Annotated in this window: 20 protein-coding genes and 5 pseudogenes; 11 read left to right on the top strand and 14 right to left on the bottom strand. The window is 60.3% G+C overall.

The genetic code is table 11. The annotated features are described in order from the left end of the window. Window positions 1-344 precede the first annotated feature (344 nt). Window positions 345-785 (top strand): CBS domain-containing protein, encoded by a 441-nt coding sequence (locus ACYZTU_RS10280; RefSeq protein WP_461969888.1) that lies wholly within the window; start codon window positions 345-347, stop codon window positions 783-785. 12 nt (window positions 786-797) lie between these two features. Here the strand turns inward: ACYZTU_RS10280 and ACYZTU_RS10275 are convergent, their stop codons facing one another. After that, window positions 798-1421: a glutathione S-transferase gene (locus tag ACYZTU_RS10275; RefSeq protein ID WP_461969886.1), complete on the bottom strand. Its 624-nt coding sequence runs from the start codon at window positions 1419-1421 to the stop codon at window positions 798-800. 153 nt (window positions 1422-1574) lie between these two features. Here ACYZTU_RS10275 and ACYZTU_RS10270 point away from each other — a divergent pair, with 153 nt between their 5' ends. The 3 genes from ACYZTU_RS10270 to ACYZTU_RS10260 all read left to right on the top strand — a co-directional run bounded on the left by ACYZTU_RS10270 (window position 1575) and on the right by ACYZTU_RS10260 (window position 3431). Then, the gene (locus tag ACYZTU_RS10270; protein ID WP_461969884.1) at window positions 1575-2096 is read left to right on the top strand and encodes a DUF3455 domain-containing protein; all 522 of its coding nucleotides are present in this window, start codon (window positions 1575-1577) and stop codon (window positions 2094-2096) included. Window positions 2097-2193: 97 nt separating this feature from the next. Continuing rightward, a complete protein-coding gene (locus ACYZTU_RS10265; protein WP_461969882.1) occupies window positions 2194-2715 on the top strand; it encodes a sigma-70 family RNA polymerase sigma factor in 522 nt (173 codons plus the stop codon). Further along, a complete protein-coding gene (locus ACYZTU_RS10260) occupies window positions 2712-3431 on the top strand; it encodes an anti-sigma factor (protein WP_461969880.1) in 720 nt (239 codons plus the stop codon). The genes ACYZTU_RS10265 and ACYZTU_RS10260 overlap by 4 nt, the downstream gene beginning before the upstream one ends. Window positions 3432-3603: 172 nt before the next feature. Here ACYZTU_RS10260 and ACYZTU_RS10255 read toward each other — a convergent pair whose 3' ends face one another. Next, complete coding sequence (locus ACYZTU_RS10255; RefSeq protein ID WP_461969878.1) at window positions 3604-4698, bottom strand: DUF1615 domain-containing protein; 1095 nt, start codon at window positions 4696-4698, stop codon at window positions 3604-3606. Between the two features lie 158 nt (window positions 4699-4856). Between ACYZTU_RS10255 and ACYZTU_RS10250 the strand changes: the two genes are divergently transcribed. Continuing rightward, entirely contained in the window at window positions 4857-6392 is a 1536-nt protein-coding gene (locus ACYZTU_RS10250) for an FAD-dependent oxidoreductase (RefSeq protein WP_461969876.1), read from the top strand. Here the strand turns inward: ACYZTU_RS10250 and ACYZTU_RS10245 are convergent. From ACYZTU_RS10245 to ACYZTU_RS10235, 3 genes and pseudogenes are all read right to left on the bottom strand, one after another. Further along, window positions 6376-6488 (bottom strand): annotated as a pseudogene (locus tag ACYZTU_RS10245) (porphobilinogen synthase); the annotation flags it as partial. The gene ACYZTU_RS10250 and the pseudogene ACYZTU_RS10245 overlap by 17 nt on opposite strands. Before the next feature lie 31 nt (window positions 6489-6519). Then, window positions 6520-7362, bottom strand: coding sequence for a PhzF family phenazine biosynthesis protein (locus ACYZTU_RS10240; protein ID WP_461969874.1), 843 nt, complete (start codon window positions 7360-7362; stop codon window positions 6520-6522). 33 nt (window positions 7363-7395) lie between these two features. Then, window positions 7396-8094 carry a glutathione binding-like protein gene (locus ACYZTU_RS10235; protein ID WP_461969872.1) on the bottom strand — a complete coding sequence of 233 codons (699 nt, stop codon included), beginning with the start codon at window positions 8092-8094 and terminating at the stop codon, window positions 7396-7398. A 283-nt stretch (window positions 8095-8377) separates the two neighbouring features. Between ACYZTU_RS10235 and ACYZTU_RS10230 the strand changes: the two genes are divergently transcribed. After that, window positions 8378-9049 carry a histidine phosphatase family protein gene (locus tag ACYZTU_RS10230; RefSeq protein ID WP_461969870.1) on the top strand — a complete coding sequence of 224 codons (672 nt, stop codon included), beginning with the start codon at window positions 8378-8380 and terminating at the stop codon, window positions 9047-9049. A gap of 36 nt (window positions 9050-9085) precedes the next feature. On the opposite strand, the gene mnmH is transcribed toward ACYZTU_RS10230, so the two are convergent. Both mnmH and selD read right to left on the bottom strand, forming a co-directional pair. After that, window positions 9086-10195, bottom strand: coding sequence for a tRNA 2-selenouridine(34) synthase MnmH (gene mnmH, locus ACYZTU_RS10225; RefSeq protein WP_461969868.1), 1110 nt, complete (start codon window positions 10193-10195; stop codon window positions 9086-9088). Next, the gene (gene selD / locus ACYZTU_RS10220; protein ID WP_461969866.1) at window positions 10195-11229 is read right to left on the bottom strand and encodes a selenide, water dikinase SelD; all 1035 of its coding nucleotides are present in this window, start codon (window positions 11227-11229) and stop codon (window positions 10195-10197) included. Before selD ends, mnmH begins: the two co-directional genes overlap by 1 nt. A gap of 379 nt (window positions 11230-11608) precedes the next feature. On the opposite strand from selD, the gene ACYZTU_RS10215 reads away from it, so the two are divergent. Next, window positions 11609-11836 (top strand): DUF6555 family protein, encoded by a 228-nt coding sequence (locus ACYZTU_RS10215; protein WP_461969864.1) that lies wholly within the window; start codon window positions 11609-11611, stop codon window positions 11834-11836. 38 nt (window positions 11837-11874) lie between these two features. Then, on the top strand, window positions 11875-12153 hold the full coding sequence (locus tag ACYZTU_RS10210) for a hypothetical protein (protein WP_461969862.1): 279 nt from the start codon (window positions 11875-11877) through the stop codon (window positions 12151-12153). A gap of 32 nt (window positions 12154-12185) precedes the next feature. Here the strand turns inward: ACYZTU_RS10210 and ACYZTU_RS10205 are convergent, their stop codons facing one another. Then, the gene (locus ACYZTU_RS10205) at window positions 12186-12350 is read right to left on the bottom strand and encodes a metallothionein (protein ID WP_449644034.1); all 165 of its coding nucleotides are present in this window, start codon (window positions 12348-12350) and stop codon (window positions 12186-12188) included. Between the two features lie 72 nt (window positions 12351-12422). Further along, a pseudogene (locus ACYZTU_RS10200) lies at window positions 12423-12713 on the bottom strand (DMT family transporter); the annotation flags it as partial. Here ACYZTU_RS10200 and ACYZTU_RS10195 point away from each other — a divergent pair. Beyond that, window positions 12714-13259: pseudogene (locus ACYZTU_RS10195) on the top strand (substrate binding domain-containing protein); the annotation flags it as partial. It abuts the pseudogene before it with no gap. A 57-nt stretch (window positions 13260-13316) separates the two neighbouring features. On the opposite strand, the pseudogene ACYZTU_RS10190 reads toward ACYZTU_RS10195, so the two are convergent. The 3 genes and pseudogenes from ACYZTU_RS10190 to ACYZTU_RS10180 form a co-directional block, all read right to left on the bottom strand. Beyond that, window positions 13317-13517: pseudogene (locus ACYZTU_RS10190) on the bottom strand (methyl-accepting chemotaxis protein); the annotation flags it as partial. Next, window positions 13505-13681, bottom strand: a complete 177-nt coding sequence (locus ACYZTU_RS10185) for a hypothetical protein (protein ID WP_461969860.1) — start codon at window positions 13679-13681, stop codon at window positions 13505-13507. The gene ACYZTU_RS10185 and the pseudogene ACYZTU_RS10190, both read right to left, overlap by 13 nt. A gap of 10 nt (window positions 13682-13691) precedes the next feature. Continuing rightward, window positions 13692-15008: a Na+/H+ antiporter family protein gene (locus ACYZTU_RS10180; protein ID WP_461971002.1), complete on the bottom strand. Its 1317-nt coding sequence runs from the start codon at window positions 15006-15008 to the stop codon at window positions 13692-13694. 192 nt (window positions 15009-15200) lie between these two features. Between ACYZTU_RS10180 and ACYZTU_RS10175 the strand changes: the two are divergent. Both ACYZTU_RS10175 and ACYZTU_RS10170 read left to right on the top strand, forming a co-directional pair. Further along, window positions 15201-16490: pseudogene (locus tag ACYZTU_RS10175) on the top strand (cache domain-containing protein); the annotation flags it as partial. Between the two features lie 102 nt (window positions 16491-16592). After that, window positions 16593-17348: a methyl-accepting chemotaxis protein gene (locus ACYZTU_RS10170; RefSeq protein WP_371918049.1), complete on the top strand. Its 756-nt coding sequence runs from the start codon at window positions 16593-16595 to the stop codon at window positions 17346-17348. A gap of 35 nt (window positions 17349-17383) precedes the next feature. Here ACYZTU_RS10170 and ACYZTU_RS10165 read toward each other — a convergent pair whose 3' ends face one another. Beyond that, the gene (locus ACYZTU_RS10165) at window positions 17384-18697 is read right to left on the bottom strand and encodes a sensor histidine kinase (protein ID WP_461969858.1); all 1314 of its coding nucleotides are present in this window, start codon (window positions 18695-18697) and stop codon (window positions 17384-17386) included. Continuing rightward, window positions 18694-19362, bottom strand: a complete 669-nt coding sequence (locus ACYZTU_RS10160) for a response regulator transcription factor (RefSeq protein WP_461969856.1) — start codon at window positions 19360-19362, stop codon at window positions 18694-18696. The genes ACYZTU_RS10165 and ACYZTU_RS10160 overlap by 4 nt, the downstream gene beginning before the upstream one ends. Between the last annotated feature and the right edge of the window lie 2 nt (window positions 19363-19364).

Raw genomic sequence — 19364 nt, 5'->3', positions numbered from 1 at the left:
CAAGTTATTAACTAACGAATCTATAGCCGTCCACTGCCCAAAGTTTGTTTACCTGCGGATCCAGGGCTACACCAGTGAGTTTTCTATCGCCAAAGAGTCGTCAGCGGGAAGTTGATACAGGTGCTGCAAGACTGGACGCCACCCATCCCGGCCTCTGTCTTTATTACCCGGCCGATCGGCATGTTCCTGCACGGCTCCGGGCGCTTATCGACCGGGTACGTAAGGTTTTCCGAAGAAAAACCGCTGAATGACGTTTTTTGCGTGTTATCTGCCGCTTTCTCCCTTGCCCTCAGCGCCTGGGTCTACGATTCTTCAAGGACAACGAAAACACCTGAGAATCCGCCATGAAAACCGTCGCCCAACTGCTGAAGTTAAAGGCTGAACAGAATCATGAAGTCCACATCATTGCGCCGCATCAAATGGTGCTGGAAGCGTTGATGGTCATGGCCGCGAAAAACGTCGGCGCATTGCCGGTCGTGAAGAATGGCGAGGTCGTCGGCATCATCAGCGAGCGCGACTATGCGCGCAAACTCGTGCTCAAGGGCCGCTCCTCCGTCGGTACGCCGGTCGAAGACATCATGGTCTCGCCGGTCATCACCGTGGACACCCATCAAACCGTCGAAACCTGCATGGGCATCATGTCCGACAAACGCCTGCGCCACTTGCCGGTGGTGGAAAACGGCGCATTGATCGGCTTGCTGTCGATCGGCGACCTGGTCAAGGAGGCTATCGCCGAACAGGCTGAACTGATTCGTCAGTTGGAACAGTACATCCGCGGCGAATAAGAGCAGACCTTTTCAGGCCGGCCAATGCCGCGCGAAGACCGGTGCCAGTGTCAGGTGCCGGTCGATGCGTTCCAGCCAGGCGAAAAACCCAGGCCTTGCACTGCGTAAATGTTCCCGACTGCCCGCCCATCTGGAAACCACCGCCGCCAGCACATCCAGCGCCCCCGGCGTTTCATCGCCCAGGTACAAATCGCCCGAAAACTGATCGGCAAACACCTCCCAACTCCAGTGCAGTCGCGCGCGGGTGCCGGCCATGAGATTTTGCCTGGACGATTCATCCGCCTCGGCCAACCAGCGCTCCGGGTAATCGATGATGCCAATCGCCGAATAGCAATGGCTGACGATGTACACCAGGCCGCGAATGGCCTGATCCCGCGCGGGGGCGCTTTTCGGCAGCAGGTTCGACTTGGGAAAGGTGAGCCCCAGGTGAATCAGAATCGCCGCGCTCTCGGTGAGAACGCTGCCGTCGGGCAATTGCAGTGTCGGAATCTGCTTGAGCGGGTTAAGTTTCTCCAGGGCTTTGGCCGCCTCCGGGAACGATTCAACGTCGATGAAGCGATAAGCAATATCGCAGAGCTCAAGGGCGGCTTCTATCGCCGCAGCTCCAGAGTTCTTGTGTCCGTAGAGCTGGTACATAAACACCTCCTTGCGATTGTCTCTTTGTAGCAGCTGACGCTGGCAATGTTAGAAATTTCTTTTACCCACTGCATCCAAATCGCTTTCCGATGGGTAGTACCTGTAGCAGCCCTGATGCTGCCGAGCGGGTTACTCATTTTCGGAGAGAAATTCATGAACGCCAAACACCTGATTTGCCTTGCCGGTTTACTCGCTGCCATACCTGCAGCTTATGCCCAGACGGGTCTGCCCGACAGCATCAAGGTGCCGGACGGGCACAAGGTCGCCATGGAAACTACCGGGGTCGGCGAGATTACCTACGAATGCCGTGACAAGGCCAATGCAGCCGGCCAGACCGAATGGGTTTTTGTCGGCCCCAAAGCGGTGCTCAACGATCGCAGCGGCAAACAGGTCGGCACCTACTTCGGCCCCCCCGCTACCTGGCAGGCGAAAGATGGCTCGAAAGTCACCGGCACCCAACTGGCCGTAGCACCGTCGAGCCCGGGCAATCTCCCCTACCAATTGGTCAAGGCCAACCCGGCCGAGGGCAAAGGCGCGATGAGCGACGTGAGTTACATCCAGCGCGTAGCCCTCAAGGGTGGCGTGGCCCCAAGCGCCGAGTGCACGGCCGCCAACAAGGGCAAGCAGGAAGCGGTGAAGTATCAGGCGGACTATATTTTCTGGGCGGCCAACTGAAACCAGTCCTGCGGGAAATTGGTCTACGCTGCTCTGCACATGCCCCGGTCCTCTGGTCCGGGGCTATTGCCCACTTTGACGGCTGAGCACTGTGTCCTTGCCCCAACCCCTTTTCGATTACGAAGCCCATCTGGCCGCCTGCGCTCGCGGCGAGCGTCAGGCCTTGCAGGATTTGTATGTGCAGGAAAGTCCGCGCCTGCTGGGGGTTGCCAAACGCCTGGTACGCGACACTGCGCTGGCCGAGGATATTGTCCACGATGCGTTCCTCAAGATCTGGGGCGGCGCCGCGCGGTTCGACCCGGCGCGGGGTTCGGCGCGAGGCTGGATGTTTAGCGTGACCCGGCATCTGGCGCTCAATTTCATCCGTGACAACAGCCGCGAGGTTCAGGGCGAGATCGACATGCAGGATAACGCTGAAACCTTCGATGCTCAGGTCCACTCGTCACGCATTCATCTGTGTCTGGAACGACTGGAACCTGCGCGGCGCAGCTGCATTCTGCACGCCTACGTCGACGGTTATTCCCACGCTGAAATATCACACAAACTCGGCACTCCGCTGGGCACCGTCAAAGCCTGGATCAAACGGAGCCTGACGGCATTGCGGGAGTGCATGGGATGATCACCAGACCTGCGAATGAAACCCCGGAAGAGCTCAACGAGCTGGCCGGCGAGTATGTGCTGGGCACGCTCCCGGCACAGCGACGTACAGAGGTGCAACAACGCCTGCGCGACGATGTCGAACTGCGCACGGCGGTCGACACCTGGGAGCGCCGCTTGCTCGACCTGACTGACTTCGCCGAACCCCTGGCACCCTCGCCACACCTGTGGCCGCGCATCGAGCGCAGTGTGCATGCCTTGAACCGGCAACCAGCAGGGGCGGCGGTTGCGTCGTCATCCTGGTGGAACCTCCTGCCGCTGTGGCGCGGGCTCGCGGGGGCGGGGCTAGCGGCGACCTTGCTGCTCGGCGCCTTGATGTTGACGCAAACCACGGTCAAACCGACCTATCTGGTGGTACTGGTCGCCCCTCAGGACAAAGCGCCGGGTTGGGTGATTCAGGCCAGCAATCCAAGGGAAATCCAGTTGATCCCACTGGGCGTGGCGGAAGTTCCGGCCGACAAGGCACTGGAGTTCTGGACCAAAGCTGAAGGCTGGCAAGGACCGGTGTCCCTGGGCTTGGTCAAACCGGGGCAGATGCTCTCGGTGCCGCTGGACAAGTTGCCGCCACTGCAACCCGACCAGCTGTTCGAGCTGACCCTGGAAAACCCCAATGGCTCGCCGACCGGCAAACCTACGGGGCCGATTCAGTTCATCGGCCGAGCGGTGAAAGTGATCTGACGGCGATCACCCCAGTGCCGCGATCCCCCCGCCCCAGGTTCCGGCAGCAAACACCTGAGCACGACTGGCGCCTTGTTGATAGGCGCTGCATAAATGAATGGTTTTACCGCGGTACTCAATGACAAACCCGGCCTCATCAGCCGGGTTTTTTACGCTTGTGTGTTGCGGTCGGTCACTTGCCCGCACGTGCCATACATCGCTGATAGCGTTCATCGACCCGTTTGGCGAACCAAGCCGTCGTGAGTTTGCGGGTGATTTTCGGGCTTTGCAGCACGATCCCGGGCAACACCGCACGCGGTAATGGCCGACCTTCCGCCTGCTCGGCCAAAGCGAAAACCCGCGCATAGAGCTGGGTGTCCTCGAACTCGACGTTTTTGCCCTCCTCCAATTGGTCCCGAATGGTCGGATTGCGCATGCCCAGCTGCTTGCCGAGGGTGCGCACCGCCAATTCCGTGGTGCCAGGCATGATGGAATCGTAACGGACCAGGTCCCCATCCAGCGCCAGCGGTATGCCCGAAGCGCGACTCACCGCGTTCTGAAAACCGGCATTGCGACTGGCGTACCAACCGGCATTGAAATCGGCGAAGCGATACAACGGTTGTTTGTAGGTCACCGGATAACCGAGCAAGTGGGCGATACCGAAGTACATGCCACCGCGACGACTGAACACTTCATGCCGGATCGAACCGTTCACCGGGTACGGATACGCCTTCGCCTGCTGCTCGGCGAAATCGATGCTGACCTGCATCGGCCCACCGGTGTGCACCGGGTTGAAGCCACCGAACAGCGTTCGGCCCATGGGCACCATGCCGATGAAATCATCGAAAATCGCGCTGAGCTCTTTTTCGCTGCGCGCCGCATTGAGGCGGTCGCTGTAGCTTTTGCCGTTAGATGAACTCACCTGCAGCGCACCGCTCACCAGCAGGCCGGGAATATGGACTTTGTCGGCACGGCGGTCTATCTCCTCGCGGGCGATTTTGCCCAGGCCCGGTACCGGCGGGTCCACCTGAAAGGTCGATTCCTGCTCGGTGACCGCCAGTACCGAGCACAGGTTTTGGGTGGATGGATAAATGTTCTGAGCAGCAAATGCTGCGTAAATATCGGTGGCCCAGCCTTGGCGATCAGTGGCTTTGGCCGGCAGCAGGCGCACGATCTCGGCCTTGACCTCCGCGGGCTTGCGCGCCGGTAGTTCCTGCGTTCGCTGAGAACCGCAACCGGCCAGAACCAGCAGCGCGGCGACACTCATCATCAATCGATTGGCTTGCATGTTGCTCCATCAAATCCGTTGAGCCGGGTTAACCATACGACCAATAGCATGGCGCAGGCTATGACTGTGGCTGCCGCCCCCTGTTCCGTTGGGCAGCCTGTCTGACCTCACGCCTGGGCTGAACCATACTTGAGCCACACACCGCGGAGGGCGGGCTCATGAACCGTAGCGACGTACTGATCATCGGCGCCGGCCCGACCGGGTTGGTGCTGGCGTTGTGGCTGAGCAAGCTTGGCGTGCAAGTGCGGATCCTCGACAAGACGTCTGCACCCGGCACCACTTCGCGGGCGCTGGCCGTCCAGGCGCGGACGCTGGAGCTGTATCGCCAGCTCGACCTCAGCACTGCCATTGTGCAGAACGGTCATCGCGTGGGCGCGGCGAACTTCTGGGTCAAGGGCGAACCCGTGGCGCGTTTGCCCCTGACCCGCATCGGCGAAGGCCTGACGCCTTATGCATTCCTCGAAATCTTTCCTCAGGATGAGCACGAACGGCTGCTGATAGATCGCCTCGAAGCCTTTGGCATCAGGGTGGAGCGCAAGACCGAACTGGAAAGTTTCGAGGAAACCGGCGACGGCATCACCGCCCATCTGCGCCTGCCCGATGGTCAGCTGGAAACCTGTCAGGCCTGCTATCTAGCGGGTTGTGACGGCGCCCGGTCGATTGTGCGCAAGGCCCTGGACACCGGTTTCCCGGGTGGCACCTACCAGCAGATTTTCTACGTCGCCGACGTGCAGGCCAGCGGGCCGACGTTCAACGGCGAACTGCATGTGGATCTCGACGAAGCGGATTTTCTCGCGGTGTTTCCCTTGGCTGGTACAGGCCGCGCCCGCCTGATCGGCACCGTACGCGGCGAGCGCGCCGATCATGCCGAAGCCCTTCAGTTTGAAGACGTCAGCAGCCGGGCCATCGAACATTTGAAGGTGCAGATTGAACAGGTGAACTGGTTCTCGACTTACCGCGTGCATCATCGGGTGGCGGACCACTTTCGCACCGGGCGCGCGTTTCTTTTGGGTGACGCCGCCCACGTCCACAGCCCCGCCGGTGGCCAGGGCATGAACACCGGAATTGGCGATGCCATCAACCTCGCCTGGAAACTCGCGGCGGTGTTGAACGGCGGCGCCGAGGTAAAACTGCTCGACAGTTATGAAACCGAGCGCATCGCGTTTGCCCGCAAACTGGTCGCCACCACCGATCGGGTGTTCAGTTTCGTCACGGCCGAAGGGCGCATGGCCGATTTGCTGCGCACGCGTCTGGCGCCGTTCGTGATTCCGAAAATGGCATCGTTTGAGGCATCCCGCGAGTTTCTGTTTCGGACGGTGTCGCAGATCACCCTGAATTATCGCGGGATGCCTTTGAGCATGGGCGCTGCCGGTCATGTTCACGGTGGCGACCGCCTGCCCTGGGCTCACGACGGTGAGGGGGACAATTTCGAATCACTGAAGTGTCCAACCTGGCAGGTGCATGTGTATGGCGACACCAGCGACGAAATGATCGCCTGGTGCCACGAACATCATTTGCCGTTGCATGTGTTTGACTGGCGGCCGGCGTTTGAAGCGGCGGGCCTGGGGCGTAACGGGTTTTATCTGTTGCGGCCGGATACGTACGTGGCGATTGCCGACAACTCTGCCGATCCCAAGGTGATTGAGCGGTACTTCCGGGGTCACGGGATTCGACCGTTTTTCGGCGCCCGCTGATGATGTCCAGGTACGCGCCGGCGGTTTGACCATCAGCGCGTCGGCGCCTTCCTGCTCATCCATCAGTGATTCGCGCACGGCTTCTCGGCGGCTCAGCCGAGCCCGCGAGGCAGCTGCTACAGGCCTCTTAAAGCGTCAGGGTTCCGCTGATGCAGGTCACCACCGCGCCGCCGATCCAGATCTCGTCGCCCACTTGCTCGACCTGAATGCACCCGGCGCGGCCCATCGTCAGGCCCTGGCTGACCACATAGGAAGACGGCGCCAGTCCTTCGCTGAGCAGCCATTGGGCAATCCCGGCGTTCAGGCTGCCGGTGGCGGGGTCTTCCGGCATGCCGTCGCCGGAGACAAACGCCCGCACTTCGAACTGTGCACCATCGCCATCGCGCTCGGGATGCCAGGGCGCGATGACACCGACGGCCAGGCCAAGCATTTGCGAATGATCCGGTTGCAGGTCGAGCACCTGCTGGCGATCCTCGACCATTACTGCCAGCCATCCAGCCCCGTTGTCGACCCACTGGGCCCTGACAATCGCGCCATGCTCCAGCCCGAGCCCTGACCGCACATGCTCCTTCAAATCGGCGTCCACCGGCCCGGTTCTGATCAGAGGCGGCGCGAGAAAGGCCAGCTCCGTGCCCTGTCGACGAACCCGCACCAGCCCCACGCCGCACTCCTGAATGATGTCTTCGCCCTTGGGCACGCCACCGGCCTCAAGCCAGGCATGGCAGGTGCCCAGTGTCGGATGTCCGGCGAATGGCAATTCGTTCAGGGTGGTAAAGATCCGTACCCGGTAGTCGGCGCGAGGGTCGCGCGGTTCGAGTATGAATGTGGTTTCGCTGAGGTTGGTCCAACTGGCAAACGCCGCCATGCGCTCATCGCTGAGCTCATCGGCGCCGAACACTACTGCCAGCGGATTGCCCTTGAGTGCAACGCGGCTGAAGACATCTACTTGCTTGAAATCGAATGAGTGCATGGCCTGCCTTGGTCTTGATCAAATCGAAGTGTTTTACATGGGGATTTCCAGCCCGCGCATCACCGCCGGCCGCGCCAGGAAGCGCTCCAGCACCCGCGTGATGTTCGGGAAGTCCTTGATGCCCACCAGCTCGCCGGCCTCATAGAAGCCAATCAGGTTGCGCACCCAGGGGAAGGTCGCGATGTCCGCGATGGTGTAACGCTCGCCCATGATCCAGTCGCGCCCTTCCAGACGGTTGTTGAGGACATTGAGCAGGCGTGTGCTTTCATCGACGTAGCGGTCGCGCGGGCGTTTGTCCTCGTAGTCCTTGCCGGCAAATTTGTTGAAAAAACCGAGCTGGCCAAACATCGGCCCGATTCCGCCCATCTGAAACATCAGCCACTGAATGGTTTCGTAACGCGCTGCCGATTCCTGGGCCAACAATTGCCCGCTCTTGTCGGCCAGGTAGATCAGAATCGCCCCGGACTCGAACAGCGCCAGGGGTTTGTCCCCCGGACCGTGGGGGTCGAGGATCGCCGGGATCTTGTTGTTGGGGTTCAGCGAAAGAAATTCGGCGGACATCTGATCACTGGTATCGAAGCCCACCCGATGCGGTTCATAGGGCAGTCCGATCTCTTCGAGCATGATCGACACCTTGACGCCATTGGGTGTCGGCAAGGAGTAAAGCTGGATCCACTCAGGGTACTGGGCGGGCCATTTTTGAGTGATGGGGAATGCGGACAAATCGGTCATGGGAGCATCCGTCGACAAAGAAAGGGGTTGAGCATAATCCAGGATTCATCGCTTCTTACTTAAAACCGCAACATCCTGTCGATAACCTCTGTTCAAACCCATCTCAGGTTGCCGCTACAGTGCTGCGCACTTGCTCGGATCGAACCAATGGGCTTCAGAGGACTCTGAAGGTTGCCCTTTCGGAACGGACCGGCTCAACGACATGGAAAACACCCGAAGCTGGGAGCTCGCGGTGTAAAGGTTTGTCAGCCTTAACCGAATGCGCTGAAGATCACCTATTCAAATGATGAACCCTTTGAAACTCGTCAAACGCTTCAAACATCGCGCGTATGTCGTCCTGCCCTCCCTGTTGGTGGCCAGCGCGCTGTTCCTGTCCCTTGCCAGCGAAAGCCGCGCTCAACCGGCAGACGGCACCCAGACGCTGGTGTTCCTGCGTCACGCGGAAAAACCCGCAGGTGGCCTAGGCCAGCTCAACTGCCAAGGTCTGAATCGCGCCATCGACCTGGCCACCTTGCTGCCGGAAAAATTCGGCAAGGCCAATTACGTGTTTGCCGCCAACCCGACACGCAATGTCGAGGAAGGCGAACTGGACAATTCCTACAGCTACATCCGCCCCCTGATGACCATCAGCCCCAGCGCGATCAAGCTCGGCTTGCCGGTGAACATCAATTTCTCGGCCAACGACACCAGTGACCTGGCGGATGAGTTGCTTCACGACAAGTATCACAACTCGGTCATCTACACCGCCTGGTCCCACGGCTACCTGCCCGAGCTGATCAACAAAGTCGCTGGAGAAGCCGTCGGCAAGAAACAGAACATCACGGATGACTGGGAGTCCAGCGACTACGACTCGCTGTACGTGCTCACCCTGACCTGGCACAACGGCAAGGCCAGCGTGCAGAGCCACGCCTACAAGCAAGGCCTGGATAACGGGCGCGAGACCTGTCCGACGTAAGTGTCGGCTGCAGCGGATTGATCAGGGCGGCGCTGATTAACCCTCAGCCCTCTGGCGGCTACGCTCTCGCAGGTATTCGAGCACGGCAGCCCGCTCCCCGGCGAATTCAATGCGCCCCCCCTTCTTCTCCCGCTGAAACGCATACATCGGGTCGTAATACTCGCGAAGCAACCCTTCGATCCAGCCCCGATGCAGGTCCACTGCCCCACTGCTCGCCTGCACCGCCAACGCGTCCTCCATCAAAATCAACATCCGCCGATGGCGCTCACCACCCAGACGTTTCTGCACATTGTTCAGACTCTCCAGCAGGCGCTCGGAAAACAATGCAAATCCTTCATCGCCATGCACGCCGATGAACTCGGCACACAAGTCCACCACGTAATCGCGCAGGATCCGTTCGACCCGCCCTTCCAGGCTGTCTTCAAGCCAGACCATCGGAAACTGTTGCATGCCCTGAAACAGCGGCAGCGGTAAGGCGCAACTGCCGACCATGCGGCTCTCGTCTTCCAGCACAAACTGCTCGATGCCATGGGCGCGCTTTTTCAGCACGTCCACCGCCAAGCGGTTTTCAAAATCGATGTTGGAGGGTTGGCCGGTGGCGCGTTTACCGAAACTCGAGCCGCGATGATTGGCGTGACCTTCAAGGTCCAGCCCGTTGCTCAACTGCGTGAGCACTTCGGTTTTGCCAGTGCCGGTCATGCCGCCCAGCAAGACAAAATCACACTGGGCAAGCGCCTGATCGACCGTGTCGAGCAAGAAGGTGCGCATAGCCTTGTAACCGCCACCGACGCGCGGATAGTCGATGCCCGCCTCGTCCTTGAGCCATTGCTGAACGATCTGCGAACGCAAACCACCGCGAAAACAATACAAATATCCATCAGGATGCGCCCGGGCAAAATCGGCCCAGGCCTGGATGCGAGCGGTTTTTATCTCGCCGGACACCAACTGGTGCCCCAGCGTGATGGCGGCTTGCTGACCGTGCTGCTTGTAGCAAGTGCCGACCTGTTGCCGCTCGTGGTCGTTCATCAACGGCAGATTGACCACACCTGGGAACGAACCTTTGAGAAATTCGACCGGCGCGCGGGCATCCATCATCGGCCGGTCGTTGAGGAAGATGTCGCGGTAATCGGTGGAGTCCATAGACATTAAAACACCTCAACCGCGTTGGTCTGTCGCTCGATCAGTTCACCCATCGGCTCAAGCGTCAGGCCCAGTTCGGCAGCCGCGTTGAGGAAGTGTTCGTTGCCTTCGGGGGTGACCGCAACCAGCAGGCCACCGCTGGTCTGCGGATCGCAGAGCACGCGTTTGTGCATTTCCTGAAGACGCCCCAGCTTGCTGGCGTAGCTGTCGAAATTACGCAGCGTCCCGCCCGGCACGCAGCCTTGGTCGAGGTAATACTCGACACCCGGCAAACGCGGCACACGGTCGTACTCGATGCGAGCGGTCACGTTGCTGCCGTCGGCCATTTCCACCAAATGCCCCAGCAGGCCAAAACCGGTGACGTCGGTCATCGCGGTGACGCACTCGAGTTTGCCGAAGCGGCTGCCGGGTTTGTTCAGGGTGCACATCCAGTCGCGGGCCAGGCCGATGTCGGCATGGCGCAACTTGCCCTGCTTTTCGGCGGTGGTGAGGATGCCGATGCCCAGAGGTTTGGTGAGGTAGAGCAGGCTACCGGCGGTGGCGGTGTCGTTGCGCTTCATGTGGCGCTTTTGCACCAAACCGGTCACGGCGAGGCCGAAGATCGGTTCCGGTGCGTCGATGGAATGCCCACCGGCCAGCGGGATCCCCGCTTCATCGCAGACCGAACGCCCACCGCGAATCACCTCCCGGGCAATCTCCGGCGCCAGTACGTTAACAGGCCAGCCAAGGATCGCAATCGCCATCAAGGGATCGCCACCCATGGCGTAAATGTCGCTGATGGCATTGGTGGCGGCGATGCGGCCGAAATCGAACGGGTCGTCGACGATCGGCATAAAGAAGTCGGTGGTCGACACCACGCCGCGTTCGTCATCGATGGCATACACCGCCGCGTCATCGCGTGAGGCGTTGCCGACCCAGAGATTCGGGTCAAGGTTCTGCGCCCCGCTGCCGGCCAGAATCACCTCCAGCACCTGGGGAGAAATCTTGCAGCCGCAACCTGCGCCGTGGCTGTATTGGGTCAGTCGAATCGGTTCGCTCATGGGGGGGCACACCTCGTGAAGTCATTGCCGAGGAGTCTACATCAACGTCATTGCCCAGAGGCCCCGCGAATCCTTGACCGAAGGACAGCTAACCCAACCATTTCCTAGCCTTTTCCGTGCGCTGAGCAAAACCGGTATGCCTTGTGCAAACGTTTGCGAGTCGCTGATATAAGCGTTTTCGCTACATAACCGCGCAAACCCACAGAACCGGGCCTCGCACGAAAAGGGACTTTTATGCACCGCCATTGGGGGTTTTCAGAGATGGCAGGGTAACGAGCCACCAGTCTCGTCGCTACTGGCGGCATCCATCTGACAATCCGAGTGAATTTTCCGTAACCCAAACGATCCTTGTATTACCACAGGGAGGAATACGGGCTCTATGAACAACGCAAAACTTTTCGTCATTGAATACACCCTTCATGGCACGTCCAAGTCTTTCATCATCCGCCTGGACAAGATGGATAACGCGGAGGCTTGGCATTGGGCAAGTTGCGACGCGGGGGTCGGACGAATCCCTCGCTTCGGCCGAGAGAAGGTGCAAAAAACCAGCAAGCCGATGGCTGAGAAATTTGGCGTGGAAAACGTCAAGTGGCGGCCGGCGAATTAACAGATGGCGCGGCTTTGGACATTTGGAGGGATCGGCGCATGAAAACCACGCAACTCACCAGCACGGCACACATCGACTACGGCCTCGATACGCTGTTCGGTCGAATCACCAAAAGCGCCGAGTGTCAGGTCGGCCTTGAACAAGTCGAGCATGACCCGACCCGCTTCGCACTGCGCGTCCAGTCACCTATACCGCAAGATCTGGAACAGGCAAAAACGCTGTTGGTGAGGGTGGACGGACGGCGACTCAATGGCATCATTCGCCATATTGAACAGCTGGAGGATCAAAGCCTGAAGCTGGAAGTGGAGCCCGAATAGGCCCCACATTCTGTGCGTGTGCGTGGCTGATGTCAGCCTTTGGCGCACTTACAGCCCTTGCTTGCACATACTTCGCCATGTTCGTGGTGCTTGGCACACGCCTCACAGCAATAGTGCTTGCCGTGGCGCGCAATCGGGTGTTCGCCCAGTTTGCAGGAACACTTGGGGCAGTCGCATTTACTGTCACTGCTGATCATGAGTCTGACTCCATGGTTGTGGTCGTCCGGTTACCGCGAACGCGGCCCGTATAACCAGTGTAGGAGCTTGCGTCAGCCCTGCCGCGTACTGCTGCGATACATGAACACCAACGCCAACGCGAGACACACCATCGCCAGCATCCGGCTACTCGACAACTCGATCGCCGGGTTCCCCAGCCAGCCAAAGTTATCGATCAACATTCCCATGCCCAGTTGCCCGACGATTACCGCCACCGTCGCCACCGCCGCCACCGCCGTGCCGACCCGTGGCACCGCGCCGACCATCACCATCATGTACACCACACCGAACAGCGCACCGCTGAGCTGCCATTTCGGCACGTCCAGCAAACTCACGGCATGGGCCAGCAGACCGACAGCTACGTCGACCCGCTGCAGGAAGGCGCCGACCTGCTGTTTCGGATCGGCCCGCTGCCCGACTCGAGCATGCAGGCGCGCATTTTGGCGCCCCATCGCTTTCAAGTCGCCGCGAGCCCGGCCTATTTAGAACATCACGGCACGCCGCACCATCCCGAAGAACTGGCCGCGCATCAATGCCTGGCCTACAAAGGCGTGACCGGCCAGCAACGCTGGTTTTTCCGCAAGGATCAGCAGGACTGGACGCCCTACTCGGTGGAGGGACCGATCACCGGCAACCACGCCGACACCTTGACTCAAGCCGCGGAACAAGGCTTGGGGTTGGTGATGTTTCCGTCGTGGCTGATGGGTGAAGCGGTGCGCAACGGCACGCTGGTGCCGGTGCTCGGGGCGTATCAGGTGTCCAACAGCCTTGAGCCGCAGCAGATTGCCGTGCTCTGGCCCGGCAGCCGCCGGTTATCGGTGAAGGTGCGGACGGTGATCGATTTCTATGTCGAGTGTTTTGGAGCGGTGCCGTACTGGGACAGGCCATAACCCCCAGTAGCAGCTGGCGCAGCCTGCGTTCGGCTACTACAAGGAATGCGTCGCGGCTCAGATACGGAACTGACCCACCAATTTGCCCAAACGTTGGCCAAGGTCAGCAAGGCTGCGGGAGGTCTGGGCGCCGAGTTGGGTTTCATCGGCGACGCTGTCCACGGCCACGGTGATCTGATGCACGCTGCGGTTGATCTCTTCGGCCACGGCGGTCTGCTCTTCGGCAGCGCTGGCGATCTGCGCGTTCATTGAATTGATACGGCAATCCCGACGATGCTCAGCACCACGCCTTGCATGCACTCCTGAACCTTGGCCTCAACCAGCGCGACTTGCGCTTCGATACCGTCAAGGTTCACCGAAGTACCGACCGCCATGTCCCACTTCGGCAGGTATTCGGCGTAGCCGAATTTAGGCACCTGCACTTGGGTGCGGTTACAGGACCATCGCAGCCACCCAGCCGAACGCCAGCAGCGGCAGGTTGTAGTGCAGGAAGGTCGGGACCACGGTGTCCCAGATGTGGTGGTGCTGGCCGTCGATGTTCAGGCCGGAGGTCGGGCCGAGGGTCGAGTCCGAGGCTGGCGAACCGGCGTCACCCAAGGCGCCAGCAGTGCCGACGATGCAAACAATCGCCAATGGGCTGAAGCCCAGCTGCACGCACAACGGCACGAAAATCACCGCCAGAATCGGTACGGTGGAAAACGACGAGCCGATGCCCATGGTCACTAACAGGCCCACCAACAACATCAGCAACGCGCCAATGGCTTTGCTGTGGCCGATCCATGAAGCCGAGGTTTCGACCAGCGTTTGCACTTGCCCGGTGGCTTTAATCACTTCGCCAAACCCGGACGCGGCGATCATGATGAAGCCGATCATCGCCATCATTTTCATGCCTTCAGTGAACAGGTCATCGGTGTCGCGCCACTTCACAATGCCCGATACCGAGAAGATCAGGAAACCCGCCAGCGCGCCGATGATCATCGAGTCCAGCAGCAGCTGAATGATGAACGCTGCTGCGATGGCCAGACCGGCCACCATCAGGCTCAGCGGGTTGTACTGCACCGCCACCTGTTCGACTTGCTCGATCTTTTCCAGATCGTAGACGCGCTTCTTGCGATAGCTGACGAACGCTGCCGCAAGCCCGACGACCATGCCCAATGCCGGAATACCCATGGCATGGGTGACGTTGATGCCGCTGATGTCCACGCCGCTACGGGCGACGTTGGCCAGCAGGATTTCATTAAGGAAGATGTTGCCGAAACCCACAGGCAGGAACATGTACGGCGTAATCAAACCGAACGTGATGACGCAGGCAATCAGCCGGCGGTCCAGCTGCAGCTTGGTCAGGACATACAACAGTGGCGGTACCAGCAACGGAATAAAGGCGATATGTATCGGCAAGATGTTCTGGGACGCGATGGCCACCACCCACAGCAAACCGATCAACAGCCATTTGACCTGGCGGCCACCGCTGGCGTGCTGGCGGTCAACCATCAGCAAGGCTTTGTCTGCCAGGGCATGGGCCAGGCCGGACTTGGCAATCGCCACGGCGAAAGCGCCGAGCAATGCATAGGACAACGCGACCGTCGCGCCGCCACCGAGGCCGCTGTTGAAGGCTTTCAGTGTCGCGTCGATGCCCAGGCCACCGGTCAAACCACCCACCAGCGCGCCTACGATCAGCGCGATTACTACGTGCACGCGGGACAGGCTGAGGATCAGCATGACGCCAACCGCGGCAATTACTGCATTAATCATCGTTACCTCAAGGCAAACGGAATGAGCCCGGCCGGCAGTCTGCAAAGAGCCGCCAGCGGATTAAAGAGAGGGTTTTATTAGAGGGCGCGCACTTTGAAGGAAGCAGCCGCAAGCTGCAAGCCTCAAGAAAGCCGATTTGCCGCCGCTACAGTGCAAAGTCTCAGATACTTATCGAATAAGGACGTCTCCATGTCGCTCAGACAACTTTCCATTCAATGGAAAATCACCCTGCTGGCCGGGCTTTGCCTGGCGGCTATCGTGACCCTGCTGGTGGGTCTTTCGCTGTATCGCATGGAGCACAGCTCCGCGCTGGTGAAAGCCTCGAGCATGGAGATGCTCACCGAAGCCGCCCAGGCCCGGATCGAATCCCAGGGTGAAAACCAGGCGCTGGGGATTCGCCAGCAGTTCATGGACGCCTATCAATATGGCCACGGTTTTTCGCGTCAGGTGCTGTTCCTGCGCGACCAGGCCGAGAAGCGCTTCCTCGATGCCTTTGACCTGCGTGAAGACCTGACTCGTCAGGTCAAGTCGGCCCTGCAAGCCAACCCGGAACTGCTCGGTCTGTCGCTGGTGTTCGAAGCCAATGCGCTGGATGGCAAGGACGATCTGTTCGCCGGTCAAGCGGAGCTGGGCAGCAACGACAAGGGCCGCTTCGCCCTTTATTGGTCGCAACCGACACCGGGCAAGGTGACGTTCATGGCGCTGCCCGAAAGCGACATGGCCGACACCCGCACCGGCCCCAGCGGCGAGCCGGCCAACGCTTGGTTCACCTGCCCGCGCACGACCCTCAAGCCCTGCGTGATCGAACCCTACTTCTATGAGATCGATGGCCAGAATGTGCTGATGACCAGCATCGTTTTCCCGCTGATGGTCAACGGCAAAGTCATCGCTTCGCTGTCGGTGGACATCAACCTCAACAGCCTGCAATCCATCAGCCAGGGCGCGAGCAAGAAGCTCTATGACGGCCAGACCAACGTCAGCATCATCAGCCCGGTCGGTTTGCTGGCCGGCTACAGCCCGGACGCCAGCAAGCTCAGCCAGCGCTTGGATTCCGTGGACAACACCGACGGTGCCGAGCTGATCCGCATGCTCGCCGCCAGCAGCAAGACCGAAAGCCTGCACAATAATCAACAACTCAAAGTGCTGTCGCCGTTCCAGCCAATTCCCGGTGGCAAGTCCTGGGGCGTGCTGCTCGACGTGCCGGAGAAAGTCCTGGTCGGCCCGGCCGAAGCGCTGAAAAAACAACTCGATGTCAGCAACACCGACGGCACCCTGATCGAACTCGGCCTGGGTGTGCTGGCCGCGTTGATTGGCCTGATGCTGGTGTGGCTGATGGCCCGCAGCGTGACCAAACCGATCCTCGGTGTGGCACACATGCTCGAAGACATTGCCAGCGGCGAAGGTGATCTGACCCGCCGCCTGGCCTACGACAAGCAGGACGAACTCGGTCAATTGGCCGGCTGGTTCAACCGCTTCCTCGACAAGCTGCAACCGATCATTGCCGAGGTCAAACGCTCGGTGCAGGACGCCCGCAGCACGGCGGATCAGTCGTCTGCCATCGCCACGCAGACCAGCGCCGGCATGGAGCAGCAATACCGTCAGGTGGATCAGGTCGCTACCGCGTCCCACGAGATGAGCGCCACTGCTCAAGACGTTGCTCGCAGTGCAGCGCAAGCGGCACAGGCGGCACGGGATGCGGATCAGGCAACCCGTCGCGGCTTGACCGTGATCGACCGCACCACCACCAGCATCGACAACCTCGCCGCCGACATGAGCGCAGCGATGGTTCAAGTCGAAGGCCTGGCGGCCAATAGCGAGAAGATCGGTTCGGTGCTGGAAGTGATCCGGGCCATCGCCGAACAGACCAACCTGCTGGCGCTTAACGCCGCCATCGAGGCCGCTCGTGCCGGTGAAGCCGGACGCGGTTTTGCCGTTGTGGCCGATGAAGTGCGCAACCTGGCACGCCGGACCCAGGAGTCTGTCGAAGAAACCCGTCTGGTGATCGAGCAGTTGCAGAGTGGCACTCAGGACGTAGTCGGCTCGATGAACAACAGCCATCGCCAGGCTCAGGGAAGTGTCGAACAGGTGGGTCAGGCGGTGACGGCGCTGCGGCAGATTGGTGAGGCGGTGACGGTGATCAGCGACATGAACTTGCAGATTGCTTCTGCTGCGGAAGAGCAGAGCGCGGTGGCGGAGGAGATCAACAACAACGTGGCGACCATTCGGGATGTGACGGAGTCGCTGTCGGGGCAGGCCAATGAGTCGGCGCGGGTGAGTCAGTCGCTCAATAGCCTGGCGAATCAGCAGCAGAGTTTGATGGATCAGTTTCGCGTTTAACCCTCTCAAATGATCGTTCCCTCGCGTGGGAACGATCAGCGCTTGGGCAACTCGATCATCACCTTCAACCCACCCCACTCACTCTCCTCCAACCTCAAAACCCCGCCCCACGTATCAACGATATCCCGCACAATTCCCAACCCCAACCCATGCCCATCCGTCTGCTCATCAAGCCGAGTCCCACGGCTGAACACCTGATCGCGCTGGTGTTCGGGAATCCCCGGCCCATCGTCTTCCACGCTTAACTCAAACCCTTCGGCCGTCTCGACCACGCTCAACCGAACCTCGGCGTCCGCCCACTTGCAGGCGTTGTCCAGCAGGTTACCGAGCAGTTCGAGCAAATCCTCACGGTCCCACGGCAGTTGCAAACCGGCCGATGCACGGTAGCTGAGCTCAAGATGCTCACCATGGATCATGTTTAACGTCGCCAACAACCCCGGCAATTGTGCGTCGCAATCAAACAACACCCCCGGCAGCGCATCGCCGGATAACCGTGCGCGATTGAGTTCACGATTGAGTCGTTGCTGCACTTGCTCAAGCTGCGCCTGAATCACCTTGCGCAGCTGCGGATGAGCGTCGAGCTTCTCGCTTGAGGCGAGGCTCAACAACACCGCCAGCGGGGTTTTCAAGGCGTGGCCGAGGTTGCCTAGCGCATTGCGCGAGCGCTTCAGGCTGTCTTCGGTGTGAGCGAGCAAATGGTTGATCTGCGCCACCAGCGGTTCAAGCTCTACCGGCACCTGATCATCGAGTTGCGAGCGCTGGCCCTGCTGCAACTGGGCGATCTGCTCACGAGCCGTTTCCAGCGGGCGCAAGGCGCGGCGCACGGTGATCCGTTGCAACAGCAGAATCAGCAGCAACCCCGCCAATCCCAGGCTGAGACCAACCTGTTGCATACGCAGGAAGCTCTCGCGTACCGGCGTGTAATCCTGGGCCACGCTGATCGAAATTGATTGGCCGAGCCGTCGATAGTCCGAACGCAGCACTAGCAATTGCTGCCCTTCTGGCCCCAATTGCAGGTTGCTGTGCAGGCCGGCATGGTCGAGGTGCGGCATGTCCTGATCCCATAGCGAACGGGAGCGCCAATGGCTGTCGGCAAAGTCGATGCGGAAGTAATGCCCGGAAAACGGTCGCTGATAGGCCGGTGACAGGTGCCGCTCGTCCAGCTGCAACCCCTGCGGGCCACGCACCAGCGCCACCAGCAGATTTTCGCTGTCGTTGCGCAGCCCGGCTTCGAGGTAGCGCTGCAAACCCATTTCAAACAGCCACAGGCTGGTCTGCGCCAGCACCAGGCCGACGATCACCATCACGCTGATCAGGCCCAGACTCAAGCGGCGCTGGATCGACCTCACTGGGCTTGCCCGCCGAACAGGTAACCCTGGCCGCGACGGGTTTCGATGACGCTGCGCCCGAGTTTGCGCCGCAGGTGGTTGACGTGGACTTCGAGCACGTTGGAGTCACGCTCGGTTTCACCGTCGTAGAGGTGTTCGGCGAGGTGGCTTTTGGAAAGTATCTGCTCGGGGTGCAGCATGAAATAACGCAGCAGACGGAATTCAGCGGCGGTGAGCTGGATATCGGCGCCGTCGCGGGTCACGCATTGACGGCCTTCGTCCAAATGCAGTCCGGCAGCCTTGAGCGTCGGCTGGTTGGCATGGCCATGGGAGCGGCGCAACAGCGCCTGGACTCGCAAATGCAGCTCTTCAGGGTGGAAGGGTTTGGTCAGATAATCGTCAGCGCCAGCCTTGAGGCCTTCGATCCGTTCGGCCCAGGAATCACGGGCGGTGAGGATCAGCACGGGGGTGGCCAAGCCACTGGCCCGCCATTGGGTCAGCACCTCGAGCCCTGGCAAACCCGGCAGACCGAGGTCGAGGATGATCAGGTCATAAGGCTCGCTGCTGCCCTGATACACCGCATCGCGACCGTCGGCCAGCCAGTCCACGGCGTACCCCTGCCGGTTGAGGCCGGCCATCAATTCGTCGGCCAGCGGCACATGGTCTTCCACCAGAAGCAAACGCATCG

The organism is Pseudomonas sp. HLT2-19-2 (assembly GCF_054898005.1).
This window is presented reverse-complemented; position numbering and strand designations above follow the sequence as displayed.